This window comes from Bacillus amyloliquefaciens DSM 7 = ATCC 23350 (genome assembly GCF_000196735.1).
In the GTDB taxonomy this organism is placed as follows: Bacteria; Bacillota; Bacilli; order Bacillales; family Bacillaceae; genus Bacillus; species Bacillus amyloliquefaciens.
On sequence record NC_014551.1, the window covers coordinates 695,765 to 721,847 of the forward strand.

Annotated in this window: 27 protein-coding genes and 3 pseudogenes; 21 read left to right on the forward strand and 9 right to left on the reverse strand. The window is 44.5% G+C overall.

The annotated features are described in order from the left end of the window. The first annotated feature begins 109 nt into the window (after nt 1-109). From BAMF_RS23855 to BAMF_RS23875, 6 genes are all read left to right on the forward strand, one after another. Entirely contained in the window at nt 110-1,021 is a 912-nt protein-coding gene (locus BAMF_RS23855) for a diacylglycerol kinase (RefSeq protein ID WP_013351303.1), read from the forward strand. Nucleotides 1,022-1,166: 145 nt separating this feature from the next. Beyond that, entirely contained in the window at nt 1,167-2,543 is a 1,377-nt protein-coding gene (gene rlmD, locus BAMF_RS23860) for a 23S rRNA (uracil(1939)-C(5))-methyltransferase RlmD (protein WP_013351304.1), read from the forward strand. Nucleotides 2,544-2,737: 194 nt separating this feature from the next. Further along, entirely contained in the window at nt 2,738-4,690 is a 1,953-nt protein-coding gene (locus BAMF_RS23865; protein WP_013351305.1) for a DUF2075 domain-containing protein, read from the forward strand. A gap of 30 nt (nt 4,691-4,720) precedes the next feature. Continuing rightward, nucleotides 4,721-4,903: a hypothetical protein gene (locus tag BAMF_RS41150; protein WP_127721167.1), complete on the forward strand. Its 183-nt coding sequence runs from the start codon at nt 4,721-4,723 to the stop codon at nt 4,901-4,903. Between the two features lie 209 nt (nt 4,904-5,112). After that, entirely contained in the window at nt 5,113-6,066 is a 954-nt protein-coding gene (locus tag BAMF_RS23870) for an ABC transporter ATP-binding protein (RefSeq protein ID WP_013351306.1), read from the forward strand. Then, nucleotides 6,067-6,942 (forward strand): ABC transporter permease, encoded by an 876-nt coding sequence (locus BAMF_RS23875; protein WP_013351307.1) that lies wholly within the window; start codon nt 6,067-6,069, stop codon nt 6,940-6,942. A gap of 72 nt (nt 6,943-7,014) precedes the next feature. On the opposite strand, the pseudogene BAMF_RS40575 reads toward BAMF_RS23875, so the two are convergent. From BAMF_RS40575 to BAMF_RS41750, 5 genes and pseudogenes are all read right to left on the reverse strand, one after another. After that, nucleotides 7,015-7,236, reverse strand: a pseudogene (locus tag BAMF_RS40575) (immunity protein YezG family protein); the annotation flags it as partial. 51 nt (nt 7,237-7,287) lie between these two features. Beyond that, nucleotides 7,288-7,753 (reverse strand): annotated as a pseudogene (locus tag BAMF_RS23880) (TIGR01741 family protein). 59 nt (nt 7,754-7,812) lie between these two features. Beyond that, a complete protein-coding gene (locus BAMF_RS23885; protein WP_014471547.1) occupies nt 7,813-8,283 on the reverse strand; it encodes an immunity protein YezG family protein in 471 nt (156 codons plus the stop codon). After that, complete coding sequence (locus BAMF_RS23890) at nt 8,273-8,746, reverse strand: antitoxin YezG family protein (RefSeq protein ID WP_014472477.1); 474 nt, start codon at nt 8,744-8,746, stop codon at nt 8,273-8,275. Before BAMF_RS23890 ends, BAMF_RS23885 begins: the two co-directional genes overlap by 11 nt. Nucleotides 8,747-8,751: 5 nt before the next feature. Next, nucleotides 8,752-10,759, reverse strand: a pseudogene (locus tag BAMF_RS41750) (T7SS effector LXG polymorphic toxin). A 298-nt stretch (nt 10,760-11,057) separates the two neighbouring features. Here BAMF_RS41750 and BAMF_RS23905 point away from each other — a divergent pair. The 9 genes from BAMF_RS23905 (at nt 11,058) to BAMF_RS23945 (ending at nt 16,263) form a co-directional block, all read left to right on the forward strand. After that, nucleotides 11,058-11,777, forward strand: a complete 720-nt coding sequence (locus tag BAMF_RS23905; protein WP_013351309.1) for a YebC/PmpR family DNA-binding transcriptional regulator — start codon at nt 11,058-11,060, stop codon at nt 11,775-11,777. 179 nt (nt 11,778-11,956) lie between these two features. Beyond that, a complete protein-coding gene (locus BAMF_RS23910; RefSeq protein WP_013351310.1) occupies nt 11,957-12,253 on the forward strand; it encodes a hypothetical protein in 297 nt (98 codons plus the stop codon). A 195-nt stretch (nt 12,254-12,448) separates the two neighbouring features. Beyond that, nucleotides 12,449-13,318, forward strand: a complete 870-nt coding sequence (gene ant(6), locus BAMF_RS23915; RefSeq protein ID WP_013351311.1) for an aminoglycoside 6-adenylyltransferase — start codon at nt 12,449-12,451, stop codon at nt 13,316-13,318. A gap of 132 nt (nt 13,319-13,450) precedes the next feature. Continuing rightward, nucleotides 13,451-13,699, forward strand: coding sequence for a spore coat-associated protein CotJA (gene cotJA, locus BAMF_RS23920; protein ID WP_013351312.1), 249 nt, complete (start codon nt 13,451-13,453; stop codon nt 13,697-13,699). Then, the gene (gene cotJB, locus BAMF_RS23925) at nt 13,683-13,946 is read left to right on the forward strand and encodes a spore coat protein CotJB (protein WP_013351313.1); all 264 of its coding nucleotides are present in this window, start codon (nt 13,683-13,685) and stop codon (nt 13,944-13,946) included. Before cotJA ends, cotJB begins: the two co-directional genes overlap by 17 nt. 14 nt (nt 13,947-13,960) lie before the next feature. Beyond that, nucleotides 13,961-14,530: a spore coat protein CotJC gene (gene cotJC / locus BAMF_RS23930; protein WP_013351314.1), complete on the forward strand. Its 570-nt coding sequence runs from the start codon at nt 13,961-13,963 to the stop codon at nt 14,528-14,530. A gap of 88 nt (nt 14,531-14,618) precedes the next feature. Continuing rightward, nucleotides 14,619-15,152, forward strand: coding sequence for a GNAT family N-acetyltransferase (locus BAMF_RS23935; RefSeq protein ID WP_013351315.1), 534 nt, complete (start codon nt 14,619-14,621; stop codon nt 15,150-15,152). Between the two features lie 30 nt (nt 15,153-15,182). Continuing rightward, a complete protein-coding gene (locus BAMF_RS23940; RefSeq protein WP_013351316.1) occupies nt 15,183-15,461 on the forward strand; it encodes a YesK-like family protein in 279 nt (92 codons plus the stop codon). Nucleotides 15,462-15,573: 112 nt separating this feature from the next. Then, on the forward strand, nt 15,574-16,263 hold the full coding sequence (locus BAMF_RS23945; protein ID WP_013351317.1) for a DUF421 domain-containing protein: 690 nt from the start codon (nt 15,574-15,576) through the stop codon (nt 16,261-16,263). A gap of 32 nt (nt 16,264-16,295) precedes the next feature. Here BAMF_RS23945 and hmoA read toward each other — a convergent pair whose 3' ends face one another. Both hmoA and BAMF_RS23955 read right to left on the reverse strand, forming a co-directional pair. Beyond that, nucleotides 16,296-16,622 carry a heme-degrading oxygenase HmoA gene (gene hmoA / locus BAMF_RS23950; RefSeq protein ID WP_013351318.1) on the reverse strand — a complete coding sequence of 109 codons (327 nt, stop codon included), beginning with the start codon at nt 16,620-16,622 and terminating at the stop codon, nt 16,296-16,298. A gap of 73 nt (nt 16,623-16,695) precedes the next feature. Then, nucleotides 16,696-17,058, reverse strand: coding sequence for a VOC family protein (locus tag BAMF_RS23955; protein WP_013351319.1), 363 nt, complete (start codon nt 17,056-17,058; stop codon nt 16,696-16,698). Between the two features lie 158 nt (nt 17,059-17,216). Here BAMF_RS23955 and BAMF_RS23960 point away from each other — a divergent pair, with 158 nt between their 5' ends. From BAMF_RS23960 to BAMF_RS23970, 4 genes are all read left to right on the forward strand, one after another. Beyond that, complete coding sequence (locus BAMF_RS23960; protein WP_013351320.1) at nt 17,217-18,083, forward strand: STAS domain-containing protein; 867 nt, start codon at nt 17,217-17,219, stop codon at nt 18,081-18,083. A 313-nt stretch (nt 18,084-18,396) separates the two neighbouring features. After that, nucleotides 18,397-18,573 carry a YezD family protein gene (locus BAMF_RS40580; protein ID WP_013351321.1) on the forward strand — a complete coding sequence of 59 codons (177 nt, stop codon included), beginning with the start codon at nt 18,397-18,399 and terminating at the stop codon, nt 18,571-18,573. Nucleotides 18,574-18,602: 29 nt separating this feature from the next. Next, nucleotides 18,603-18,905, forward strand: coding sequence for an FMN riboswitch-binding regulator RibR (gene ribR / locus BAMF_RS23965; RefSeq protein WP_013351322.1), 303 nt, complete (start codon nt 18,603-18,605; stop codon nt 18,903-18,905). Between the two features lie 91 nt (nt 18,906-18,996). Then, a complete protein-coding gene (locus BAMF_RS23970) occupies nt 18,997-19,641 on the forward strand; it encodes a Bax inhibitor-1/YccA family protein (RefSeq protein ID WP_013351323.1) in 645 nt (214 codons plus the stop codon). A 37-nt stretch (nt 19,642-19,678) separates the two neighbouring features. On the opposite strand, the gene BAMF_RS23975 is transcribed toward BAMF_RS23970, so the two are convergent. Continuing rightward, nucleotides 19,679-20,191 (reverse strand): MarR family winged helix-turn-helix transcriptional regulator, encoded by a 513-nt coding sequence (locus tag BAMF_RS23975; RefSeq protein WP_013351324.1) that lies wholly within the window; start codon nt 20,189-20,191, stop codon nt 19,679-19,681. Between the two features lie 145 nt (nt 20,192-20,336). On the opposite strand from BAMF_RS23975, the gene BAMF_RS23980 reads away from it, so the two are divergent. Next, nucleotides 20,337-21,458 carry an FAD-dependent oxidoreductase gene (locus tag BAMF_RS23980; RefSeq protein ID WP_013351325.1) on the forward strand — a complete coding sequence of 374 codons (1,122 nt, stop codon included), beginning with the start codon at nt 20,337-20,339 and terminating at the stop codon, nt 21,456-21,458. Between the two features lie 36 nt (nt 21,459-21,494). On the opposite strand, the gene BAMF_RS23985 is transcribed toward BAMF_RS23980, so the two are convergent. Further along, nucleotides 21,495-22,565, reverse strand: a complete 1,071-nt coding sequence (locus BAMF_RS23985) for a DUF3900 domain-containing protein (RefSeq protein WP_013351326.1) — start codon at nt 22,563-22,565, stop codon at nt 21,495-21,497. A 164-nt stretch (nt 22,566-22,729) separates the two neighbouring features. Here BAMF_RS23985 and BAMF_RS23990 point away from each other — a divergent pair, with 164 nt between their 5' ends. Further along, on the forward strand, nt 22,730-25,915 hold the full coding sequence (locus BAMF_RS23990; protein WP_013351327.1) for a bifunctional cytochrome P450/NADPH--P450 reductase: 3,186 nt from the start codon (nt 22,730-22,732) through the stop codon (nt 25,913-25,915). Nucleotides 25,916-26,083 lie beyond the last annotated feature (168 nt).

Sequence of the window (26,083 nt, forward strand, 5' to 3'; positions counted from 1 at the left end):
CTTCTGCCAATTCCTGTACATATTGTTGCGATTTTCTCAAGTCATAGTATAATTAAAGGTTGTTAGTGTTAATAATGGATCGGATACTCTTAAGTAGGATGATGAGATAATGAAACGTGCACGCATAATATACAATCCGACTTCAGGACGTGAGCTTTTTAAGAAAAATCTTGCCCAGGTCCTGCAAAAATTTGAACAAGCCGGTTATGAAACCTCCACCCATGCCACCACATGTGCGGGAGATGCCACTCATGCCGCAAAAGAAGCCGCTTTGCGGGAGTTTGACCTAATTGTCGCAGCCGGCGGAGACGGAACGATTAATGAAGTCGTCAACGGCCTTGCGCCGTTAGACAAACGACCGACGCTGGGCGTCATTCCGGTCGGCACGACAAATGACTTCGCCAGAGCGCTGGGCATTCCGAGAGAAAATATACTGAATGCCGCTGATACCGTCATTAACGGCGTGGCCCGCCCGATCGACATCGGCCAGGTGAACGGACAGTACTTTATCAATATCGCCGGCGGAGGCCGTCTGACGGAGCTGACGTATGATGTGCCAAGCAAACTGAAAACGATGCTCGGCCAGCTTGCTTATTATTTAAAAGGAATGGAAATGCTGCCTTCACTTCGTCCGACAGAAGTCGAGATTGAATATGACGGCAAGCTGTTTCAAGGCGAAATCATGCTGTTTTTAGTGACGCTGACCAACTCGGTCGGCGGATTCGAGAAGCTGGCCCCTGATTCCAGCCTGAATGACGGCATGTTTGATTTAATTATTTTGAAAAAAGCCAATCTCGCGGAGTTTATCAGAGTCGCGAGCATGGCGCTCAGAGGCGATCATATTAACGATCAGCACATTATTTACACAAAAGCGAACCGTGTGAAAGTCAATGTATCAGAAAAGATGCAGCTGAACCTGGACGGCGAATACGGCGGCATGCTGCCAGGCGAATTCGTGAATCTGTACAGACATATTCACGTCGTCATGCCGAAGGAGAAAGCTGAACAGCTGGATGATTAATACGCGGACAAAATCCTAAAACAGTATTCGTTTTAGGATTTTGTCATCTTTTCAGCGTGATCGGAAACCTTTGAAGGCCTGACAGATTTGAAGGTTTGCCAGCACGCTGAAACAAGGCTATTGGTAAAACTAGAGGTGATTATAGATGAAAATGAAACCCCCGGTAGAAAAAAATGAATACTATGACGTGACATTTGAGGATTTGACGCACGAAGGAGCGGGGGTCGCAAAGATTCAGGGCTTCCCGATCTTCGTGCCGAACGCCCTGCCCGAGGAAAAAGCGCAAATCAAAGTGACACGCGTCAAAAAAGGCTTCGCTTTCGGCCGCTTGATTGAGCTGAAGGAAGAAAGCCCGCACAGAACGGATGCCCCGTGCCCGATCTACAAGCAATGCGGAGGCTGCCAGCTTCAGCACATGACCTACGAGGGCCAGCTCTTGTTTAAACAGAAACAAGTCAAAGACGTTTTAGAACGGATCGGCAAGCTGGATCTGTCCAGTGTTATCGTGCACCCGACACTCGGCATGGAAGACCCGTGGAACTACAGAAACAAAGCGCAGGTGCCGGTAGGAGAAAGAGAAGGCGGACTCGTCGCCGGATTTTATCAGCAAAGAAGCCATGACATCATCGACATGAGCGCCTGCCTGATTCAGCAATCTAAAAACGACGAAGCCGTCCAAGCGGTCAAAGACATTTGCGCAAATTATGGCGTCAAAGCCTACAATGAAGAACGCCACAAAGGCTGGCTCCGCCATATCATGGTGAGATACGGCGTCGTCACAGGCGAAATGATGATCGTCTTCATCACAAGAACAAGCGATTTTCCGCACAAAGCGAAGATCATCGAAGACATCACGGCGCAATTTCCGCACGTCAAATCAATCGTGCAAAACATCAACCCAAACAAAACAAACGTGATCTTCGGAAACGAAACAAGCGTCATCTGGGGCGAAGAATACATCTACGACCTCATCGGAGACGTCAAATTCGCCATCTCCGCCAGATCGTTCTATCAGGTCAACCCGGAACAGACAAAAGTGCTCTACGACAAAGCGCTTGAGTACGCAGAGCTTCAAGGCAAAGAAACCGTCATCGACGCCTACTGCGGCATCGGAACCATTTCTCTTTTCTTGGCGAAGCAGGCGAAAAAAGTATACGGCGTCGAAATCGTGCCGGAAGCCATCGAGGATGCGAAACGCAACGCTGAGCTGAACGGTATCACAAACGCGGAATTCGCAGTCGGAGAAGCAGAAACCGTGATTCCAAAGTGGTACGAAGAAGGCATCACGGCCGACACCCTTGTCGTCGACCCGCCAAGAAAAGGCTGCGACGAAGCCCTCCTGCGGACGATCATCGAGATGAAACCGAAGCGGGTGGTGTACGTGTCATGTAATCCTGGCACGCTTGCAAGAGACCTGCGGGTGCTTGAGGATGGCGGATATCAGACCCTCGAAGTGCAGCCGGTGGATATGTTCCCGCATACGAATCATGTGGAGTGTGTGGCAAAGCTCGAATTGAAATAAAGCAGTGTTCTCTTTTTGAGAACGCTGCTTTTTTTATATTAGTATGTGAAGGATCCTTTTTAATTATTAATTACAAAGAGCATATTAAAACAGATTAATTTGAAGAAAAATGGTATTCTCAATATAACTCAATTTAGTTATTTTGAGTGGCGAATTATAGAGATAACGTAAAAAGTTAATGAAAAGGTGAAACAATGATAGTCTATGAAGCTACAAAAGAAGAGTTTTTAAGTGATGTGTTTGACGATAAGTTGGTAACAAATATTTGTAAAAACTACAATGATAAAATTGGCAAAATCAATGAGAGAGAGGTTAGATCTTGGGATAACTCTATGCAGTATATGTATAGGGTATTAAGTGATAGAGAAATTCCTAAGGACGCAGGAATTGCTATTGAGTTCAAAATACCCAATACTTCAAAGCGTATTGATTTTCTTATATCTGGATCAGATAAGAATGATCGTTCATCTGTTGTGATTGTGGAACTTAAACAATGGGAGAAGGTAGAGAAAATTGATAGTAAAGAGGCCATCGTTAAAACGTTTATAAATAAAGGAATTCGCGAAACAACCCATCCATCTTATCAAGCCTGGTCATACGCATCGTTAATAAAGGATTACAATGAAAATGCGCAAAAAGAAGATATCAACCTATATCCTTGTACATACTTACATAACTATTTGAATCAGGGTACAGACGATCCATTAACTGATTCAATATATGAATATTATATAAAAGAAGCTCCGGTTTTTATCAAAGGTGATTCAGGTAAGCTTCGTGATTTCATTAAAAAGTATATTAAGTATGGAGACAGCAAAGAAATCCTATATACAATAGATAAAGGAAGAATACGGCCTTCAAAGTCTCTTCAAGATTCGTTAAACAGTATGCTTCAAGGTAATCGAGAGTTTATGATGATTGATAATCAAAAAGTTGTGTATGAGACGGCCTTACATTTGGCGAATGAGGCATTACGTACAAACACTAAACAAGTTTTAGTTGTAGAAGGCGGGCCAGGTACAGGAAAATCTGTTCTTGCTGTAAATTTATTAGTAGAAGCAACAAACCGAAGTCTCGTTGCACAATATGTAACAAAAAATGCAGCTCCCAGAAATGTATATGCTACTAAGTTAAAACAAAACTTTCGGAAAGGGCACATTGATAATTTATTTAAAGGATCGGGCAGTTATGTCAATGCTCCATCAGGTGAATTTGACGTTTTAATTGTTGATGAGGCGCATCGATTAAATGAGAAATCCGGTTTATTTAATAACCTTGGGGAAAATCAAATTAAGGAAATAATAAATGCTTCCAAACTTTCTGTTTTTTTCATAGATGAACATCAAAGAGTAACGTTAAAAGATATTGGCAGTACTGATACAATCCTTAAATTCTCAAAAGAATTAGATGCTCAGGTTACAAATATGAAACTGGATTCACAGTTTCGTTGCAATGGTTCAGATGGTTATATAAGCTGGTTAGATGATGTTCTTCAAATTCGGGAAACTGCGAATTCTAATTATATTGGAATGAACTACGATTTTCGTATATATAGAAATCCAAATGAATTGCGTAAACAGATAGAAGATCTGAATAAAGTTAATAATAAAGCTCGAATAGTTGCTGGTTACTGTTGGGATTGGGTGAAGGAAGGAAAAGCTAAAACAGAATTTCATGATATAGAGATTCCTGAATATCAATTCGGAATGAGTTGGAATTTAAATAACTCAGACACGTGGGCAATTGACGAAGATTCTATTAATGAAATAGGTTGTATACACACATGCCAAGGTTTGGAATTTGATTATGTAGGTGTAATTATAGGAAATGATCTAGTGTGCAGGGATGGAGTAGTATTGACTGATCATTCAAAGCGGGCGAAAACAGATACCTCCTTACGTGGTTTGAAGAAAATGCTAAAGCAAAATTCAGAAGAAGCTGAGAAGCTTGCAGACGAAATTATTCGCAACACATACAGAACTTTGATGACCCGGGGACAAAAAGGCTGTTTTATTTATTGTATAGACAAACAATTAGAAAATTACTTTTTTAAAAGGCTGAAACATATGCAAATGAATTACAAAGAGAATGAGTTCTTTAAGTCTTCATTAGTTGCTGAAGAAAAAGCCACATATAAGCACCAATGAAACCTTTTTTAATTATTTATTAAAACGGAATTGGGAAAAACATCACGCTATGATCTTATACCTTTAAAAAGAGCAGGGAGGCAAGATTTTGCGATAACTGTTAAAGGCTTTTTAACGAATGCGACTAAAATTTCTACCGTTTTTGCAGAAAAAGAAAAATCTATTTGTGCAGGAGATCCTTACAAAGCTTCTCAACAAAGTGGCGATGGTTAATGACTTGGGGAATTAAAGCATAATATTAACGTAAAACGATAAAAAGGCTTCTTTTAAGAAGCCTTTTTATGTGCGTATACCTTCATAATCAAGATAATTATTTATAAAAAGATAATAAAGTTGGATAAAAATGAGAAAAATCCTAGCGGCAAAGTCGATATAAAGTTAGTGGTCAACGGCATAAAATCTTACTTTTCGAGGTGAACAGAATGGGAGAAGAACAAGACATTATTACAGTAACGGATCTGCGCAAAAAATACGGATCATTTGAAGCAGTTAAAGGGATATCCTTTTCTGTCAAACGCGGTGAGCTGTTTGCATTTCTGGGAACGAACGGTGCGGGGAAATCAACCACTATTGACATTCTCTGTACACTGATCAAAAAGACATCCGGAAAAGTGGTAATTGACGGTTTTACGCTTGGTGAGGGGAAAGAGAACAATCATATCCGCAAAAAGATTGGGGTTGTCTTTCAAGAGAGTATTTTGGATGAACGATTGACCGTATTTGAAAATATCATGAATCGCGGACAATATTATCATTTAAGCAAAGCACAAGTTCAGGAAAACTATCAGTTTGTATCAGACTATTTAAAATTGGATGATATTAAGGAGAAAAAATACAGCGATTTGTCAGGCGGACAAAGAAGAAGAGCGGATATTGCCCGCGCCATCATCCATAAACCGACCATATTATTTTTAGATGAGCCTACGACAGGTCTTGACCCGCAAACGAGGGTATTTGTCTGGAATGCGATTAAAAGGCTGCAGGAAGAAACAAACATGACGATCTTTTTAACGACCCATTACATGGAAGAGGCCGCTGTGGCTGATAACGTTGTGGTCATCAAAGAAGGACGGCTGATTGCAGAGGGCACACCGAGTCAGCTGAAAGATCAATATGCGTTTGACAGTCTGCATATTTTGTTTAAGCAAGACGTTGATCCGACGGCATGGTTTGAAAGTAAACAACTGGCCTTTACGGTTAAAAACTCTATTTATTCTCTTCGTGTAGAGTCCACTCTCCATGCGTTTGACATTTTGAAAAGTCTTGAAGGAAAAGTCGAATCTTTCGAGGTGATCAAAGGGAATATGGATGATGTGTTTATCCATATTATCGAAGAACAAGGAAGCACTTTGCCAGTAAAGGGGAGCATTGCGTAAATGAAGTCTTTATCCAGTTTAATCAGCAGAAACATAAAAATCTACTTCCGTGATCGAACGCTTTTGCTTCTTTCTCTGCTGTCAGTATTTATCGTCATTCTGTTATATGCCGTGTTCTTGCAGCAGACACAGCTGGACGCCATTAAGGCGCTGGTTGGTTCGACAGATGATTCCAAAGCCATGGTGAACGAATGGATGGTGGCGGGATTGCTGTCCATTACAGCTGTAACAACGACTTTAGGCGCTTTCGGAATTATGGTGAAAGATAAAGAAAGCAAGAGAACGTATGACTTTTTAACAGCTCCTTTATCCAGAGCGACCATTCAATTGAGCTACGTCATTCATTCATTTGTTATCGGCTTGATCTTTTCCTTCATCGCCTTTTTAGGCTGTGAAATTTTTCTCGTTTCAACAGGCAGCAAGCTTTTAAGCGGAGCTGATATACTTGAAGTATTGGGTATCATCATTCTTTCAGTTGCTTTGTCAAGCTCCATTAATTTATTTTTAACGCTGTTTATTCACACACAAAATGCATTTTCAACGTTAAGTACGATCGTCGGAACAGCCATCGGTTTTTTATGCGGAGTATATGTACCGATCGGCGGCGTACCGGTGTTTGTACAGAAGATTATTATGTATTTCCCTATCAGCCACACCGCTGTTCTGTTCAGAAAAGCGTTTATGACGGACTCGGTTGATAAAGTATTTAAACATGCTTCTGCGGACCAAATACAGGAATATGAAAAGCATTACGGGATCGTCTACAAGTTAAACGGCCATTTTATCAGTACGGCTGCAAGCTTATGGATCATTGTTATTACAGCTATCATATTTACCGTCATATCTATTTTCATATTTAAAAAACAAAATAAATGACCTCTTCAGACTATACATAAGGATTTAACAGGCAGCATCCGTTTATGGGGTGCTGCCTGTTTTGAAAGAAAACTTGAATACGTTATGTAAGTCAAATAACAGCCCCTCATTGACATGAAAATGTTCTGGAATGTTTTGAAAATAGATATAATCCTCACTTTGGGGGGTATTAAAATAAAAGAAAACCTCAGATGAATCGTCGAGAATTTCCGCATAAAGAAAGACCTTTTACCATCCAGAAGGAATGATTTTTTCGTTAATGCCTTCAGCTATCTGTTGATATAATTCACCCATTTTTGCAGTTTCATGATGCCTCCAGTCTTTATTATTGATTTAGATAAGTAATTAAAAATCCTCTTCTTCCTCGTCTACAGGCAAAATTCCAAGGGTTTTTATTCCCTTAATGCAATTCTTTGATCCCCATCTAACTCAAATGCCAAAATATCGTCATCATTATAATCAAGTTAGAATTGACCATTGCTCTCCAATGTTAATGTAAGTTAGTCCAGACCTGATCAATATTATTTTTGTGCTCAACTCTTAATTCCTCAAAAATTTCACGGATTTCCCTTAATAAAGTTTTGAAGACATTTTTACTTACGCTGTAATGGCTAAGTATATCTTGTGAATAAATAATTTGATTATTTTCTGGTGTTCTGAAGTAAAAAAGAACCATGGTAGAGTCATTTAATACTTCTGCATAAAGGTAAATTTTTGTCCATTCACAAGGTATGATGTCATTTAATTTCTGACTAATAAGCTGGTACAAATCTTGCGTTTTTTTAGTCTCCAATCTTTCACCTCCAGCCATCGAGAAATCCTAGTTATCAAAAATAGCCCAGCAGAGAAGGGCTGAGCCATTTTTTTGATTTATAGACCGAAGTAGTTTATTACAAATTCTTTATCGTTCTCATCTTTAGGCAATATCCCTAAATTTTGATATTTCCAAACATCTCGTCTTTGAAGGTCATCAAGTTCAGAGGATAAAACATCATCATAATTATAATCAATTGAAAACTTTCCGGTGTTTTCTAATTTTAAAGTGAGATTAGTCCAAATATCTTGGTTGCCTAGTTTAAATTCTTCTTTTAGTTCTTCAAATAGCTCTTGAAGTTCAATTAGCAGTTGATCGTAAATCTCTTCACTCACATCAAAGTGTTCAGGTATATAATGAGAAAATAAATAATCACTGTTATTTGGTGTTGTAAAATAAAAGTATATATCCGCTGAGTCCTCAAGTATTTCAGCATATAAAATGATCTTTTCCCATTGAGATGGAATCATTTCATTTAGATGTTCAGCAATCTTTTGATATAGTTCACCAATTTTTTCATTGTTCATTTAGATATTGTTCAAGGAACTTTCTGCTGCTCTCGCTTATTGGCGTAATTCCCAAGTGCTTATATTCCCAAATTACTTGTCGCTCAGTATCAGTATATTTTGAAGCGAGTACATCTTCATAATCATAATCGATTGAGAATTCACCGTTTCTATCTAAATTTAGTGTGAGGTTAGTCCAAATATCTGAAGATTGCTTTTTAAATTCATCCCTTAATTCATCAAATAAATCTTGAAGGTCTAGTAGCATATTTTTGTAAATTCGATTACTTACTTGAAAATGTTCTGGAATATCGTGTGAATAAATATATTCTTCGTCTTCTTGTGTGTTAAAGAAAAAATAAACTTCTCTGGAGTCGTCCAAAATTTCGGCATATAAAGTAACCCTCATCCATTCGGAGGGAATCATATCATTTATTTTTTCAGCAATCTTTTGATATAGTTGTTCCATTTTTGAAGTTTCCATTTTCATCAGCCTCCAATTTGGTTTCTAATTGTGATGCTCTTTGTTCTTTCTTCTCCAATTTTATATGTTATATCAAATAAAGTGGGTCTTAACGAATCACCCTCATACACATTTTCAATTGTGATCGTAACCTTTTTTGGAGGCTCTTCTTTAAGCGCTTGCGACCATGCCTGTTCTAACTTATACCATTTCCCGCCGCTCCTATTAATCTGAGAATTCATCGGCACGATGTTGTCAAATTGGCCTGAGCCTTTGAATTGAGTGGCGATTAGGTGGCCTCCGTCGTCATCTGTCAGACGGTCTGGTTTACCTGCTTTTGACTGTGCATATTGGTTGCGTTTTGCTTCTCCCAGCTGCAAGTCTGCTTTGACACTTGTAATTCTACCATAGTTGTCAGTGGTGTACGTGTAGCCTTCTTTTGTTTTGTAGATGACATTCGGTTTCAATACTTTCTTTCTGGTCCATTTCGCAAAATGCTCGCCGTATTTGACCGTTACCGGCGGTACATGCGGTGCCGGTGTCCGTCTGCCGCTTGCGGAGGTTCCGTACGGTTTCGGGAGGATGACCTTGGCGAATTTTTGCAGTCCCTCTTTAAGTGTGACCCCGTTGACTGCGTTGTAAGGGACGCCTGCCGGTACTAAGTCGTGACGCGGATGATACGGGAGAATATCAGCTAGAGTGAGATCTCCGATTTGATTCAACTTGGTTTTGACGCGCTTTTTTGATACTTCAATGCCTGTGTTGACCTTTTGCTTGATGTGATCAACGGTTTGTTTTGAGACCGTTATGGCTTTTTGAGCTGTTGCTGATTTGCTTGCTGCTGCTTTGACTTTGGTCGTCACTTTGGCTGCTGTGCCTGTTTTTGAGACGGCGCCGACGCCTTTTGTGCCGACAACTGATGTCACAACTGTGCCCACCGCATATGACACCCACCTTGCTCTTGAGTAGGTGTCACCGTTGACCATGTCTTTTTGGTACGATTCTTCAATTGCGGCTGAAATGGCTTCATACGTTTTGATCGGGTGAGCCACCGCTCCTGTAATGGCTTTAACGGTTCCGCCCGGATCTGTGACCATATCCCACAGGCCTGTGACCGCGTCTTTTCCGGAATCATAAAGGCCGACGGCAACGCCTTTGAAACCGTCTGTGAGTTCACGCGTGTTTTCAATTTGAGTGAAGTAGCGCTGCTGTCCTTTTGTCAGGTTTTTATAGCCGATCGTTTTGGCCATTTCATAGAATTCATCGGCATTCGCATAATCATAGTTTTTCAGTCTTTCTTTCAGTTTTTCAATCTCCCCGCTCTTTCGCTTCTTCCTTCTTAATCGTCAAATAAGCATCCGAATGTCTTGCAATCTCGCCTTTTTTCTTATGGATGTCGCTTTCTCGGTATGCTTTGGCGTTGTAATGAAGCGGCGTGGCGCTTTTTCCTTTGCCCGTGGCATTTTGAAGCTGCTGAAAGTCGGCTTTGATGAACTGTTCGTTCGCTTCGGTTTCTGCGTATTCTTTCGTTAGATCGTGATCGAGCTTGCCGAGCTTATGTATGGTTTCGCTTCTTTTTTTGTCAGCTGAGGAAAGCTTCTGATCTGTGCTCTCGGTTGAAAACAATTCGAGCGAAATGATGTCTTCGATCTCTCCGAGGATGGAGCGCATGTCTTTTTTCTGCTCTTCCATAATCGCCTTTGATTTTCTGAGGGCGTGGGTAAGCTCGTGCTCCAGAAATGATTCCTCCACATGCGAATTGGAAAGTTCGGCATTTTCGACTTTGCCGGGAAGGCTTGTGAGAAATGCGATTTTCATATCGATCAGATCAAGCCAGCTGTCTGTGACGCCGGCGTGGTCCTTGAAAAAAGCTTTAATGTTATTTGCGCCCCGGCCAGAGAAATCGCCGTCACCGAGATCAGCCATGCCTTGGAAGGCTTTTTTTAGATTGACCATTTGGCCGCGGAGTTCTTTGTATTCACTCGCACGCTGCTTGGCGGCGGCCAGTAGGCTGTTTGCTTCGAAAACTTTCATGACCATATCCTTTCTTTTGTTCGATATCAAAATTTTACCACGTGAGTCGGGATATACAGTGTAGGAAATAGGTAATAAGAATAAAATGAATCTTTTGGCTTGCGACTTCCTTCCTGTATGAAGGGAGGCTTTTTATGTTTTGTACAGTAACCCTCAGATTCGGCTTAGTGCGCCGCGGCTATTTTAAGCGTCCCTGCTTTTTCTAAAGTCTTACACTCGAAACAACCCAACCGCTGAGGTATAATAGAAACAGAGTATTTATCATACAGATTCAATTCGTGAAAGAGAGTGGAACAAAATGGGCCGTAAGTGGAACAATATTAAAGAAAAGAAAGCATCAAAGGACGCAAATACGAGCCGGATTTACGCGAAGTTCGGCCGTGAGATTTATGTGGCGGCACAACAGGGCGAGCCTGATCCGGAATCGAACCAGGCTTTAAAAGTGGTGCTTGAGCGCGCGAAGACGTACAGTGTGCCGAAAAATATTATTGAGCGTGCGATTGAAAAGGCGAAAGGCGGCGCGGAGGAGAACTTTGACGAGCTGCGTTACGAAGGTTTCGGGCCGAACGGTTCAATGATCATTGTTGATGCGTTAACGAACAATGTAAACCGCACGGCGCCTGAAGTGCGCGCCGCATTCGGAAAAAACGGCGGAAATATGGGTGTGAGCGGGTCTGTCGCTTACATGTTTGATGCGACCGCCGTTATCGGTGTTGAAGGCAAGACGGCGGATGAAGCGCTGGAATTGCTGATGGAAGCTGATGTGGACGTTCGCGATATTTTAGAAGAGGATGACAGTGTTATCGTGTATGCCGAGCCTGATCAATTCCATGCCGTGCAGGAGGCATTCAAAAATGCCGGCGTTGAAGAGTTCACAGTTGCGGAGCTGACGATGCTTGCGCAAAATGAAATCGAGCTTCCGGAAGATGCGAAAGCTCAATTTGAAAAGCTGATTGATGTGCTGGAAGACCTGGAAGACGTACAGCAGGTTTATCACAATGTAGATTTAGGCGAATAAAGACGAAAAGGCCGGGACCGTGCATGTTCCGGCTTTTTATTTTGCCTGTGCGGCCGCCCTGTATCGGATTCCTCCGTAAAGCGTTTTTTGATTATTTCGTTAAAAATGGGCGGATGCCCATACGTTTCGTTCCTGATGTCATAAGCTGGACTGTAACCTATGTGAAGGAGCGATAAATCATGAATGAAAGAAGACCGATTTACGGCGGAGGCTACGGCGGAGGCTATGGAGGCTTCGGAGGCGGCTACCCGGGGTACGGTTTTGGCGGCTACGGAGGCTTCGGAGGTTATCCGGGGTACGGTTTCGGCGGAGGCTACGGCTACCCGGGGTACGGTTTTGGCGGTTACGGGGGTTACGGCGGTTTTGGCGGCTACGGAGGCTTCGGGGGATATCCGGGGTACGGTTTTGGCGGCTATGGCGGAGGCTACGGCGGCTACCCGTTCCATCATCATCATCGGGACAGCCAATATATCTGACCATAAGAGAAGGGCACTCTTGAGCAGCAGGAGTGCCCTACTCATGTTCTTGCAGCTGTGTTACGATTGAGCAAAATCACGAGTACATAGGGCTTTTCTGTAAATTATAAGCAAGCTCACAAACTTTTTCTTTATGAATTTTAACTGCCGTTTACAGCATCCCTAAAGGCTCTCTTTATGCGGGAGATTTTACATGTGAGAAGTGAAAACGAAATGATGAAATTGATTCTTGATATTGCGATGAAGGACGAGCGAATCCGGCTTGTGACCTTGGAAGGATCAAGAACCAATAAAAATGTACCGAGAGACAGATTTCAAGACTATGATATTTCTTATTTTGTGACCGATATGGACTCCTTCACATCTGACGAAAGCTGGCTGGATCAGTTTGGCGAAAGAATGATGATGCAAAAACCTGAAGATATGGAACTTTTCCCTCCAGAACTCGGAGACTGGTTCTCCTACTTAATGCTTTTTAAAGATCATCATAAAATCGATTTAACTTTGATCCCTGTAAATCAAACAGAGCATTATTTTACACAGAGTGATGGTTTGGCGGAAATATTATTAGACAAGGATGACCGGATCAAGCGCAAGATTATTGCAAGTGATGAACAATATCATATAAAGAAACCGACTCCCAGAGAGTTTGATGATTGCTGCAATGAATTTTGGATGGTTTCAACCTATGTGATTAAAGGATTAATGCGTAAAGAAATACTGTTTGCGCTGGATCATATGAATGACATTCTAAGGCCTAATGTTTTGCGTATGATTGCGTGGAAGATCGGGATAGAGAATCAGTTTTCATTAAGTGTAGGGAAGAATTATAAGTATATTCAAAAATACATGAATGCGGAAGATTGGGAAATCCTGCTGAATACTTTTGTCGGCAATACTTATGAAAGCGTGTGGAAGGCATTGTTTGACTGTCAGGGTCTCTTTAGAGCATATTCAAAGTCAGTCGCTGTTTTATTGAGATATGAATATCCTGAATATGATCAGCAAATTACGGAATATACGTTGACACATTATCAGCGTTTTCAATCAGAGTTTTCATTGTGATTTTTTCACTTCAAATTCCGGAGCGTTACCTTGAGTCCGTTTTTAACGGGCTTTTTTTATTTCTTGCGGAGCATAAAAGCTGATACGGATTCATACCTATTAAGGTCATGTGTTTAGGAAAGGAGGATCGTAATGAAAGAAAATCAGCCGTTTACACCGGTCAAATCTTATAAGCCCTTCCACAGCCGGTTTGATCCCTGCCCGCCGATCGGGAGAAAATACTTCAGAACGCCGCCGCATCTTTATATGCGGTTTCAGCCGTATCACTTGGAGCAGTTTTCTCCGATGGAGGCATTGAAAAAAGGGACCCTTTGGAAGGATCTTTACGATTTCTATGATAATCCTTATCGGGGGGGAATCGAATATGGCGAAAAAGATTGATGATGAATACTATCGGCTGCTGGAGCAAATCCAGGCGGCGGACTTTGTGCTGGTGGAGCTGACGCTTTATCTGGATACGCATCCACACGACCGCCTCGCGCTTCAGCAGTTTCATGAATATTCCCGGTACTCAAGGCAGCTGAGAAAGCGGTTTGAGCCTGAGTACGGACCGCTTCTGCAATTCGGCGTGAGTCAGGTCGGCGCGCAGTGGGATTGGAGCCGCGGTCCTTGGCCATGGCAAGTATAAGGAGGGATCTGTAAATGTGGGTATATGAAAAAAAGCTGCAATATCCGGTTAAAGTGAGCACATGCAACCCGATGCTGGCTAAGTTTTTGATTGAACAATACGGCGGGGCTGACGGCGAATTAGCCGCAGCGCTCCGGTATTTAAACCAGCGCTACACGATTCCTGATAAAGTGATCGGCCTATTGACGGATATCGGCACGGAGGAGTTTGCGCATTTAGAAATGATTGCGACGATGATTTATAAGCTGACAAAAGATGCGACCCCGCAGCAGCTGCGTGATGCAGGGCTCAGCGATCATTACGTCAACCATGACAGCGCGCTGTTTTATCACAATGCGGCCGGAGTTCCGTTCACAGCGTCTTACATACAGGCGAAGGGTGATCCGATCGCTGATTTATATGAAGATATTGCGGCTGAAGAAAAGGCGAGAGCGACGTATCAATGGATTATTGATATTTCCGATGACCCTGATCTGAATGATTCACTCCGTTTTCTGCGTGAGCGTGAAATCGTTCACTCCATGCGCTTCAGGGAAGCGGTTGAGATTTTAAAAGAAGAACGTGATAAGAAGAAGATTTTTTAAACGGCCCTCAAACATGACGGCTGTTTTTTTCCGTCCTGCGCTTGGTCTATAATAAAGGTGTCGAATATTCTGATTACAGGAGGCTTTTATGACACCATTTACGATCACGGAGGAGACGGCGGGGGCATTCCGGGTCATCCCCGCCCGGAAGGATGATGCAAAAGAGGTCATGGATCTGCTCGTGTCAGCGGCAGAATGGCTTCGGGATAAAGGGTCAAGCCAGTGGAGCGGCCTTTTACAGGGGGAAGATACCCACAATATGCGGAAGGCGATCGCCCAAGGACATGTTTTTTTATTCAGGCAGAAAGCAGAGCTGGCCGGCGTCGTCATGCTGCTTCCCGAAGCAAGCGAGTGGGACAGACGTCTTTGGGGCGATGAGGGCCACGGAGAGTCCGTGTATCTGCACCGGCTGGCGATTGACAGGCGGTTTGCAGGCGCCGGGCTCGGACGGACGATTATGACATGGGCGGAGACGGGTGTGTCTTGTCCGGGAAAAACGAAAATCCGGCTCGATTGCGTGTCCGAAAATAAGGCGCTTCAGTCTTTTTACAGCGGGATGGGATATGAATCAAAGGGATTGGCGTCAGGTTATCATTTATTTGAAAAAGAGATGAGCAAATAAAAAGCTCCTCACGACGGAGGTGCAAAAGACATGTGGTATTTTTATCTGATCTGTCTGGCCGCGTTCTGTCTTAATTTTGGGATATCTGCTTTACTCCGTAAGAAATGGCCGAAAAAGATGTGGCCCGAATGTCTTTTGGCGGTGCTCGGCCTTGCTGCATTTGGTACGGTTGTTTACAGTATGGTCGGTGTCGGCGGCTGGGAAGGGATGGGCCTGGGGCTTGCCGCGATGTTTGCCGGTTTCGGAGCGGCCGCCGGTTATGCCGCTGAGGCGTGCGTTAGGGTCGTGAGATCGAATCAAAAACATTAAACAGAAATAGAGAAACGCGGCCTCGGCTGCGTTTTTTTGTGTTTGTCAGCCGCTGTATAGAAAACAGGCGAATGTCCATAATGGTAATGACTTTTAAGAAGAAGGTGCAGATATGGGACATTTATTTACAGTGGCTTGGGAATTAGTATGCGGTTTGGGTATTTTATTTGTGATTCTAAAATTGCTGGGAAAAACTCAATTCTCGCAGATTACGCCGTTTGATTTTATTTCCGCGCTCATCCTCGGAGAATTGGTCGGAAATGCGGTGTATGATAAAGGCGTCAGGATCGTCGAAATCATTTTTGCTTCTCTGTTATGGGGTATTTTAATTTATTTCATCGAACTGATTACGCAGAAAGTCAAAAGCTCCAGAAAGCTGTTGGAAGGCGAGCCGAATATTGTTATCCATAAAGGAAAACTGAAATATGATGTGCTGAAAAAGAATAAACTGGATATTAATCAGCTGCAAAGCCTTCTCAGACAGGCGAATTGCTTTTCCATACAGGAAGCTGAATACGCGATTTTAGAAACAAACGGGATGGTCAGTGTCCTGCCGAAATTTCCGTATGACACGACGAAAAACGGCGACATGCAAATCAAGCCGAAGCAGGTCTCTTTACCGGTCACACTGATCATTGACGGTGAAGTGCTGTATGAAAATCTGAAAGAAGCCGGGGTGAAAGAAGAACAGCTGATTCAGGACCTGAAAAAGCAGAACATCAAAAGAACGGAGGATGTATTTTATGCGGAATGGAAGCATGATAAACCGCTGTTCGTCCTTCCATATGAGGAGAAAAAATAAAAAGAGCTTTGCCCTGGGGCAAATGCTCTTTATTATTTTCCGTACACGCCTGTTTTAACGGCTTTGACATGATACATACCGACATCCGTCCCAAGCATATAATCGGGTTTCGGCTTGCCTTGGTTTGCTTTGTGGGCCGCGATGTGGTCTTCGCTTTTTTCCCATTGCTTCCAATGGTCTTCTGACTCCCAGCGGATTAACACGACGACTTCTTCATCGCCGCGGCGGACTTTTTTCTCCAGAACCGTTACGTCTATCAAACCTTCCTGCTTTTCAATCACGCCTTCTGAGCTGAATCGTTCGATCACTTTGTCGGCATGTCCTTCTTTTACGGTCATTTTTCTGATTTGCACGAACATCTGGCATCTCTCCAATCATTTTCACGTTTTATTTTAAATGAAAATGATTCTCAAAGTCAATTGAGACACCTGATTACGATTTGAGGAGAAAAACATGCCCATCCTCATCTTTAAATTGCACGAAGGTGCCCCATTCCATTTGTTTCGGTTCATCTAAAAAGGTGATGCCGTTCTTTTTCATCTGTTCGTATGCGGCAAACACATCTTCGCACTCAAATACGATAGAAGCCTTCATATGCTCGGCTCCTTTCATCATCGCTTTCGGATAGATAACCAAATGAGTGCCGGCTCCTTTAGGCGCTACCTCAAGCCAAAAGGCGTTCGGGCCCATCGGATGCTCAGCGACGGTTTCAAACCCCGCTTTTTCCGTCCAAAATGTTTTCGCTTTTTGCTGATCATTAGTGTATACGGCGACTGTCGCGATTTTTTTAATCATTTTACGACCTCCTGTTTCATTTCTTTTTATATTGTATCCCGCAACCGAAAAAAGCAACCAAAAGCTTCAATGTGCCGGCTTTTTTTAATTCCTCTAGTACGAACGGCGTTTCCGATTTATAATTTATAAAAGTACATATCTTGAAAGAGGAGACGGCAGTGAACAAAGACCAATTACTTCATGATTATATCATTACACATTCGGCCGAGCTGACGGAAAAATGGCTCAAGCTGAGACGGAAGCTGAGAGGGCGGTTTTATTCCGAGGATCAATTAAGTGAAGAAAAGAAACAACTGCTGATCGAGCAGCATACGTTTACGAACACAACCATCGCCAGCGCTTTGCTGGAAGATCCGGCCGTTTTTCAGCAGAACAAAGAAAAATGGGCCGCACAGGTAGCGAAAAGCAGAGTGGAGCAGGACGCTCAGGTTCATGAGGTCGTTGAGGCGATCGGCAATTCAAGAACCGTCTTTTGGGAAGCGGTCACCCGTTTTATGGATGAGCATCAGGACATCGTAACAAGCGAGGATGCCCGCCGCTGGAATCACCTTGTCAACGGCTCAATTGATCAGCTGATGACGGATTTTACCGAACAGTATCAGATATTAATGATTTCGAGGCTGTCATCTCAGCAGGAGCTTATTTCCGAATTGAGCTGTCCGGTTATTTTGATTGCGGATACGATCGGCACCTTGCCGCTCATCGGTGCGATTGATACGGAACGGGCGCGTGTGATTTTGGAGACAGTTCCGGAAAACTGTGTCGCAAAACGGATCACAAACCTTGTGATTGATCTGTCCGGTGTGCCCATTGTCGATACGATGGTGGCGCAGCAATTGTACATGCTGTCGAAAACGTTATTTCTCCTCGGCATCAGAACAGTATTTTCCGGCATTCGGCCTGATGTGGCACAGACTTCAATCCAATTGGGACTTGATTTTTCAGAGTATCAAACATACGGCAGCCTGGAGCAAGCGCTCGCCAGCATGGGTGTCACATGTATTATTGAGGAAACAAAAGTGTGAGAAAAAGGTGCTCCGGCCAGAGGCGGGGCGCTTTTTTTTTATGGCGGGAAATTTAAATGTTCAAAAACTTAATTAGGCAGCACATCGAACCGGCACAAATAGCTGATCGTACACAAACGAAAGCTGGCCGCCAGTCAACTGATTTTCTTTTTTAAGCAGGAAAAGAGTGGAGAAATCAAATCCAAAAATTGTGTAAATGTTATTGATTTCTGAAAGAAAACATAATAGTATAAGTGTATATTTCTTATCAGAATAGTATGAATTAAAAAGCCATTGTCAAAAGACGAACGGGCAGACATAAAGGGGGAGCATGATGACGTCCAAAGGAAGCGTAGATCCGCATGTGATTGAAAAGATTATCAGTGCGCTGGAAACGATCGATTTCGGGACTGTTCAGATTACGGTTCATAATTCCCAAGTAACACAAATTGATAAGGTGGAGAAATACCGCTTTTCCCTGAAGAGCAAAGAAGCTAAACAGCAATCTTAAAAAACAGCCGATGACAGGAGGCGGTACATATGAAGCATTCAACTGTCCCTTTCCGGGAGAGCCGGTATCTGCACTTGCCTGAAGTGCGCTTTCTGCATTGGTGCACGAAGCAATACGGCATTAACAAAGGAGTGCTGAACACAATTGACGGCTGGTTTTATGATGCGGGCATCATTCCCATTCCCGTCAGGCGTCTTTATGTGCTGGCGTTTCTCGATTTTGCGAAAACGCCGGGACAGAAGGGGAATATCCGATTCGGGCACGGGGGATTGACGAAAAAACTGCATGATTTCATGGATATGCAGGAGTGCGCAGCAAAACGCCAGGCTTGAATATCCTTAAAATCTTCTTAAAATCATGCAAATTTCTCCCATTTTATTTATAATAGACCTATCACGATCATTTTTTGGGAGGACTTTTGACATGCAAACTGCTGCTTATGAGAGCAAACAATCTATTATGCAGCGCATTATAACGGTATTTGTGTTTACGCTGTTAGTTGCGACAATCGGCCTGTATACCGGCCAGTTCATTCCGCCGGCATTGATGCTTCCGCTGTCGGTCTTAGAGGTTATCATGATCTTCGCCGCGTTTTGGCTGCGCCGTAAAAAAGCCGTCGGATATGCGTTTGTCTTTACATTCGCTTTCATTTCAGGAATGACGCTGTTTCCGATTATCAGCCATTATGCGTCCGCAGCGGGCGCCTATGTCGTATTGGAGGCATTCGGCTCTTCATTTGTGATTTTTGCGGTGCTCGGCACGATCGGCGCTAAGACGAAAAAGGACTTGTCGTTTTTATGGTCCTTCTTGCTTGTCGCTGTTATCGCGCTTCTCGCGGTGGGGATCTTTAATATTTTCAGCCCGCTGAATTCCGCCGCCATGATGGCGTATTCCGTCATCGGCACGATTGTGTTTTCAATGTACATCTTATACGATCTGAACCAGATCAAACACCGGGACATCACGGCGGATTTGATTCCTTTGATGGCATTGACGCTTTATATCGACTTTATCAACCTGTTTATCAACCTGCTCCGGTTTTTCGGAATTTTAAACAGTGATGATTAATCGCACGGAAAAGGCGCCCTCTAAAAGGGGCGCCTTTTTATGTTCTGCCGCCGGAAAACAGCAGAAGCTTATCAAATAGAACTTCAAGCATTTTTGTCAATTCCGCTTTTTCTTCTGCGGTGAAGCTTTCCATGGCACCTGAAATTTTGGAGAAATGACCGGGAAGAAACCGCATCAGCTTTTCTTTTCCTTCCTCGGTCAGGTCGATGCTGATTTTTCGTCTGTCGCCGGTATGCCGCCTGCGGTTCACAAAGCCGTCCCGGGCAAGTCCGTCGATCAATCCAGTAATGGTCGCTTTGGTGACATTGGATTCTTTCGCCAGCTCCGTCGGACTCAGGCTGTGGCCGGGCGCGTCAAACAGAAACATCAAAATTTTGAATTTGCCTTCGGACAGTCCATGACTTGAGAAATAATGCTCCATGACCTGATTCATTTTTTTCGACATATCTAATAACGTCAAAAATGTTTTCAATGATTCAGCATCCATATCGGCGTAAATCTCAGCGTGTCCGGCAATCTGCGAGTAATCCGGCAAATGTCTCAACTCCATTTTTGTAAGCCTCCGTACCATTTTAGTGATTCAAAGTATAAGCCTGCCGGATTCAAAAGGCAACCTATAAAGATTGACAGTTTTTCAGCCAATATAGTAATGTGGCTAATAGTTAATAGATAATAAATAAGAAGGCGGTATCGTAATGAACCATGAAGTGAAAAAGATCATCATAGCGGGCGGTGGGATCGGCGGCCTGTGTGCAGCGATTTCTCTCGGGAGAGCGGGGTTTGAAGTGACCCTTTGCGAGGCGGCTTCTGAAATGCGTAAAAGCGGAGCGGGCATTCTCCAGCCTCAAAATGCGCTCGGGGTGCTGCGTGAAATCGGTGTGTATGAAGAATGCTGCCAAAACGGTTTTCAAACGGAATGGCTGAAGCAGCATGATGAAAACGGGTCGTTATTGTTTAAAGTGAGAGAGGCGTTTTTAGATGATTCATTGCCGGGGAGGAATAATATATTGCGGCAAACGTTAAATGATATCCTCAGAAAGCATGCTGAAGCGGCGGGGGCCACGATTTTGCTGGGGAAAAAAGTCGTGTCTTACGAAGAAACGGCGGATGAAATAACGGTGCATTTCGCAGACGGAACCGTGATGACGGCGGACATTCTCGCCGGCTTTGACGGCATCCGCTCTGTTGTCCGTGATCAAATGCTGCAAAGAGAAGTGAAAACGGAGTATCTCGGCATGGGAGCGCACAGATTTTTCATCTCTTTTCCCGAGCGGGTTTTTCATGATTCGACACTGATGTATAAAAAGGGGCAGACGCAGGTCGGTGTCGTGCCGCTGTCCGAAAAAACAGGATACGTATTTATCATCCGGCCGTATGACGCTGACTGTACGGATGACGAGGATACACGTTTTGAACGGGTGAAAGACCTGCTGCACGGATTTCCGGGAGTGAAGTTTGTGACAGAGAATATGTCAAAGGAATATCCTGTTTTGTTTCATAAAATTGAGCAGATGGCGGTCAAAGAACCGTGGCACAGAGGCCGCGTCGTTCTGGGCGGGGATGCCGTTCATGCAGGAGCGCCGACATTGGCGCAGGGAGCGGCGATGGCGATTGAAGACGCGATCGTTCTTAGTGAAGAACTGCAAAATGATGAAAACCATGAAACTGCATTTCAAGCATACTTCGAAAGACGGGCGGAGCGGGCTTTACAGATACAGAATCTGTCATCTGAAATCGTCCGCCGCGAGATAAAGGGAACACCCGGTGTCCAAGACATCATCGGTGAATGCCATCGGCTGCTCAAAGAGCCTTATTAAATAAAGAAAGTCCAGAACATGGCGTCTGGACTTTTGTCAGTCTTGTTCAGATTTATTCCGGATCCGCTCAATCACCTCATGCAGCCCCTCAGGCTTGTGAAACTCCACCGGTGAACTGCCTTTTTCAAACGAAATCGTTTCTGCTTCAATGAGCGCGACATAGCGTCCGTTCACTTTCGCGAGATGGATGGATTCGCCGAAATCGGCCAGCAGTCCTTTAATCTCTGTTTCTCCGACTTTCATTTTCAGCTCGGCCTCAGGCGTATGCTCAATGATCTGCGCGGATGCCTCGATGACTTGATGGGTGTCGAGGCGCTCCTGAATTTCCCGCTTTTCACTCGCTTCCCAAATTTCGATGTCGTGCTCAAACTGCTGAAGCTCTTCACTGTTTTCTTCAAAGGTTTCATACACGTGTTCCTGCACCATGTTTATGACTTGGTTTTTCATGATTTCCGGCATCGATTCGCCGTATTCGACAAATTTGAGAAAATCCTCGAAATAACGGGCGTGCGAGGCCTGATGGATTTTCAGCTCGTGCTCTTCGGTCATGCCTTCTTCCGGCATATAAGGATATTGAATGCTTTTCATATTCTTTGTCGTGATGGCCATTTCGACTTTTTTAATGAGAGACGCGGCGTCTGAGATGCGGGCGACCTTCGGCTCGAAATCGCATTTCATCATAAAGACGAATTTGTCCTCAAAATATTTGCGGGGCACGGCCGATGCCACAATGAAAACACCGCCGCGAACGGCGCTTGTATCGAGGTACGTGCGGACGAACTGCTCACTTGCTTCTATAAATGCTTCCTTCGTATCCGCAAGCCGGGCGCGGTTGAAAAGGTTGTAATTCGGATTTGAATCAAGCTCATGACCCGGCTCCGTGATAAAATGGCCGATTTTTGTGGGGACCTGCTCTGATTGCGGGTGCCGTTCGGCTTTCCGTTTGACGATTTTCTTCAATTCCCCGTCAAGAAAATCCTTCAGCTCGCTTTCTTCAAATTCTTCCGTATCAAGCGTCTGGAAATGTTTGAACTGTTTGTTTGCCTGATCGTCTTTTCCTTCCACTTGAATGACATAAAACGATAAAAACTTGATTTCAAAATCCATATGTGAACTCACCTTATTTCTGTATTTGACAAGCCTCTCCAGTATAGAAAAAACCGTAATCGATCGTCAATCAGAGGATTGATCCGTCCTGGCGGATAATCGGCCGGTGAAAAGGGCACTGTAGTTGGAAGGAACGCATCAACGTTTAAGAAAGGGTGTTGTAAATGAAGGAAACAAGTCCGATTCCGAAGCCGAAGACGTTCGGGCCGCTCGGCAATCTCCCTTTGCTTGATAAAGACAAGCCCACAATGTCGCTTATCAAACTGGCCAAAGAGCAGGGGCCCATTTTTCAGCTGCATACACCGGCGGGCACCATTATCGTCGTGTCCGGCCATGAACTGGTGAAAGAGGTTTGTGACGAAGAGCGGTTTGATAAAAGTATTGAAGGGGCTTTGGAAAAAGTCCGCGCGTTTTCCGGTGACGGGCTGTTTACAAGCTGGACGCACGAGCCTAACTGGCGAAAGGCGCACAATATTCTGATGCCGACCTTCAGCAAGCGCGCGATGAAAGATTATCATTCGATGATGACTGATATCGCGGTGCAGCTGATTCAAAAATGGGCAAGGCTGAATCCTGATGAGGCCGTTGATGTGCCTGCTGATATGACCCGGCTGACGCTCGATACGATCGGACTGTGCGGTTTTAACTATCGGTTTAACAGCTATTACAGAGAAACGCCTCATCCGTTTATTAACAGCATGGTGCGCGCACTTGATGAAGCGATGCACCAAATGCAGCGTCTTGATGTTCAGGATAAGCTCATGATCAGGACGAAGCGCCAATTTCATCATGATATTCAGGCGATGTTTTCGTTGGTAGACAGTATTATCGCAGAGCGCAGGTCAGACGGCGGCCGGGATGAAAAAGATCTGCTGGCCAGGATGCTGAATGTTGAAGACCCGGAAACAGGTGAAAAACTTGATGATGAAAATATCCGCTTTCAAATCATCACGTTTTTAATTGCCGGCCATGAAACGACAAGCGGCCTGCTTTCCTTTGCCATCTACTTTCTGCTGAAGCATCCCCGCGTTTTGGAAAAAGCTTATGAGGAAGCTGATCGGGTATTGACCGATCCCGTTCCTTCGTATAAACAAGTGCTGGAGCTTACCTATATCCGGATGATTTTGCAGGAGTCATTGCGCTTATGGCCGACCGCGCCTGCGTTCAGTCTTTATGCGAAAGAGGATACGGTGATCGGCGGGAAATATCCGATCACGACAAAAGACAGAATTTCCGTCTTAATTCCTCAGCTTCATCGTGATAAAGACGCGTGGGGAGACAATGCGGAGGAATTTTATCCGGAGCGGTTTGAACATCCTGATCAAGTGCCCCACCATGCGTACAAGCCGTTCGGAAACGGTCAGCGGGCGTGTATCGGCATGCAGTTCGCGCTGCATGAAGCGACTCTTGTACTGGGGATGATTCTTCAGCATTTTACCTTTACAGACCATACCGATTATGAGCTGGATATTAAACAGACGTTAACGCTCAAGCCCAACGACTTTCATATCCGGGTGCGGCCGCGGAGCAAAGAAGCCGTTCCGGCGGCTTTCACGGCGGCTGAAAAAGCGGCGGAAGACGTAACAAAAGAAAAACAGGAGACAAAAGGCGCTTCCATTATCGGGCTTGACAACCGACCGCTTCTGATTCTGTACGGCTCAGATACGGGAACCGCAGAAGGCGTTGCGTGGGAGCTTGCCGATACTGCCGGGATGCACGGCGTCCGGACTGAAACGGCACCTTTGAATGACCGGATCGGAAAATTGCCGAAAGAAGGAGCTCTCTTGATCATTACGTCCTCTTATAACGGAAAGCCTCCGAGTAACGCCGGACAATTCGTTCAATGGCTTGAAGAAGTCAAACAAGGGGAATTGGAAGGCGTCCGATATGCCGTCTTCGGCTGCGGTGATCATAACTGGGCGGCGACATATCAGGCCGTTCCGAGACTTATTGATGAAAAGCTTGCTGAAAAAGGGGCGGAACGCTTTTCCTCACGAGGTGAAGGTGATGTCAGCGGCGATTTTGAAGGAAAGCTTGATGAATGGAAAAAAAGTATGTGGAAGGACGCCATGAAAGCGTTCGGTCTCAAGCTGAATGAAAATGCCGAAAAAGAGCGGAGTACGCTGGGCCTTCAATTTGTGAGCGGGCTTGGCGGCTCTCCCTTGGCTCAGACGTATGAAGCGGTTTACGCATCCGTTGCGGAAAACAGGGAGCTCCAAGCGCCGGAAAGCGATAGAAGCACAAGGCATATTGAAATCATTCTGCCGAAGGAGGCTGCTTACAATGAAGGGGATCATCTCGGCGTTCTGCCTGTAAACAGCAAAGAGCAGGTCAGCCGTGTTCTCCGCCGGTACAATCTGAACGGCAACGACCAAGTGCTGCTGACGGCCAGCGGACAGAGCGCGGCTCATCTCCCGCTCGATCGGCCGGTCAGGCTGCACGATCTTCTGAGCAGCTGCGTCGAATTGCAGGAAGCGGCATCAAGAGCTCAAATCCGTGAAATGGCCGCTTATACTGTCTGCCCGCCGCACAAACATGAATTGGAAGGTCTTCTTGAGGAGGGTGTCTATCAGGAGCAAATCCTGACATTGCGCGTCTCAATGCTCGATCTCCTTGAAAAATATGAAGCGTGTGAGCTTCCGTTTGAACGATTTTTGGAGCTTTTGCGTCCGCTGAAACCGCGTTATTATTCGATTTCAAGCTCGCCGCTGAAACATCCCGGGCAGGCTTCAATTACCGTCGGCGTCGTTCGCGGCCCCGCCCGCAGCGGTTTGGGGGAGTATCGCGGAGTCGCTTCGAACTATTTGGCGGATCGCAGTCCTGACGATGGTATCGTGATGTTTGTCCGCACGCCGGAAACAAAATTCCGGCTTCCGGAAGATCCGGAAAAACCGATTATTATGGTCGGTCCGGGCACAGGAGTCGCCCCGTTCCGCGGATTTTTGCAGGCGCGGGCGGCATTAAAAGGAGAAGGAAAAGAGCTGGGGGAGGCCCATCTCTACTTCGGATGCAGAAACGATTATGATTTTATTTACCGTGACGAGCTTGAAGCTTATGAAAAAGACGGAATCGTGACGCTTCATACGGCTTTCTCCCGCAAAGAAGGCGTACCGAAAACGTATGTGCAGCACTTAATGGCGGAAGATGCCGAAACTTTAATTTCGATCCTTGACAGGGGAGGGCATCTATACGTATGCGGCGACGGAAGCAAGATGGCGCCTGATGTAGAGGAAACGCTGCAAAAAGCATATCAGTCGGCTCACGGAACAGATGAACGGCAAGCACAAGAGTGGCTTTTGGATCTCCAGACAAAAGGCATTTATGCAAAAGATGTCTGGGCGGGAATTTAAAAATTACGCATATGGGGACTGGATCACTCCAGTCCTTTTTTTGCATCAGCCGAAAAAAACCTTCAAGTTTTTCAAACCCTTTGCATACAATAACTTCAGCCCGCCTGGTGGGCGGCTGTCTTTGATATTCATTTTTCGTTTTTACAAGTTTGTGTTATTCTTATATTT

Coding starts and splice junctions, on each gene's coding strand:
- BAMF_RS23855 (WP_013351303.1), top strand. CDS start 110: ATGAAACGTGCACGCATAATATACAATCCGACTTCAGGACGTGAGCTT.
- rlmD (WP_013351304.1), top strand. CDS start 1,167: ATGAAAATGAAACCCCCGGTAGAAAAAAATGAATACTATGACGTGACA.
- BAMF_RS23865 (WP_013351305.1), top strand. CDS start 2,738: ATGATAGTCTATGAAGCTACAAAAGAAGAGTTTTTAAGTGATGTGTTT.
- BAMF_RS23870 (WP_013351306.1), top strand. CDS start 5,113: ATGGGAGAAGAACAAGACATTATTACAGTAACGGATCTGCGCAAAAAA.
- BAMF_RS23875 (WP_013351307.1), top strand. CDS start 6,067: ATGAAGTCTTTATCCAGTTTAATCAGCAGAAACATAAAAATCTACTTC.
- BAMF_RS23885 (WP_014471547.1), bottom strand. CDS start 8,283: ATGAACAATGAAAAAATTGGTGAACTATATCAAAAGATTGCTGAACAT.
- BAMF_RS23890 (WP_014472477.1), bottom strand. CDS start 8,746: ATGGAAACTTCAAAAATGGAACAACTATATCAAAAGATTGCTGAAAAA.
- BAMF_RS23905 (WP_013351309.1), top strand. CDS start 11,058: ATGGGCCGTAAGTGGAACAATATTAAAGAAAAGAAAGCATCAAAGGAC.
- BAMF_RS23910 (WP_013351310.1), top strand. CDS start 11,957: ATGAATGAAAGAAGACCGATTTACGGCGGAGGCTACGGCGGAGGCTAT.
- cotJA (WP_013351312.1), top strand. CDS start 13,451: ATGAAAGAAAATCAGCCGTTTACACCGGTCAAATCTTATAAGCCCTTC.
- cotJB (WP_013351313.1), top strand. CDS start 13,683: ATGGCGAAAAAGATTGATGATGAATACTATCGGCTGCTGGAGCAAATC.
- cotJC (WP_013351314.1), top strand. CDS start 13,961: ATGTGGGTATATGAAAAAAAGCTGCAATATCCGGTTAAAGTGAGCACA.
- BAMF_RS23935 (WP_013351315.1), top strand. CDS start 14,619: ATGACACCATTTACGATCACGGAGGAGACGGCGGGGGCATTCCGGGTC.
- BAMF_RS23940 (WP_013351316.1), top strand. CDS start 15,183: ATGTGGTATTTTTATCTGATCTGTCTGGCCGCGTTCTGTCTTAATTTT.
- BAMF_RS23945 (WP_013351317.1), top strand. CDS start 15,574: ATGGGACATTTATTTACAGTGGCTTGGGAATTAGTATGCGGTTTGGGT.
- hmoA (WP_013351318.1), bottom strand. CDS start 16,622: ATGTTCGTGCAAATCAGAAAAATGACCGTAAAAGAAGGACATGCCGAC.
- BAMF_RS23955 (WP_013351319.1), bottom strand. CDS start 17,058: ATGATTAAAAAAATCGCGACAGTCGCCGTATACACTAATGATCAGCAA.
- BAMF_RS40580 (WP_013351321.1), top strand. CDS start 18,397: ATGACGTCCAAAGGAAGCGTAGATCCGCATGTGATTGAAAAGATTATC.
- ribR (WP_013351322.1), top strand. CDS start 18,603: ATGAAGCATTCAACTGTCCCTTTCCGGGAGAGCCGGTATCTGCACTTG.
- BAMF_RS23970 (WP_013351323.1), top strand. CDS start 18,997: ATGCAAACTGCTGCTTATGAGAGCAAACAATCTATTATGCAGCGCATT.
- BAMF_RS23975 (WP_013351324.1), bottom strand. CDS start 20,191: ATGGAGTTGAGACATTTGCCGGATTACTCGCAGATTGCCGGACACGCT.
- BAMF_RS23980 (WP_013351325.1), top strand. CDS start 20,337: ATGAACCATGAAGTGAAAAAGATCATCATAGCGGGCGGTGGGATCGGC.
- BAMF_RS23985 (WP_013351326.1), bottom strand. CDS start 22,565: ATGGATTTTGAAATCAAGTTTTTATCGTTTTATGTCATTCAAGTGGAA.
- BAMF_RS23990 (WP_013351327.1), top strand. CDS start 22,730: ATGAAGGAAACAAGTCCGATTCCGAAGCCGAAGACGTTCGGGCCGCTC.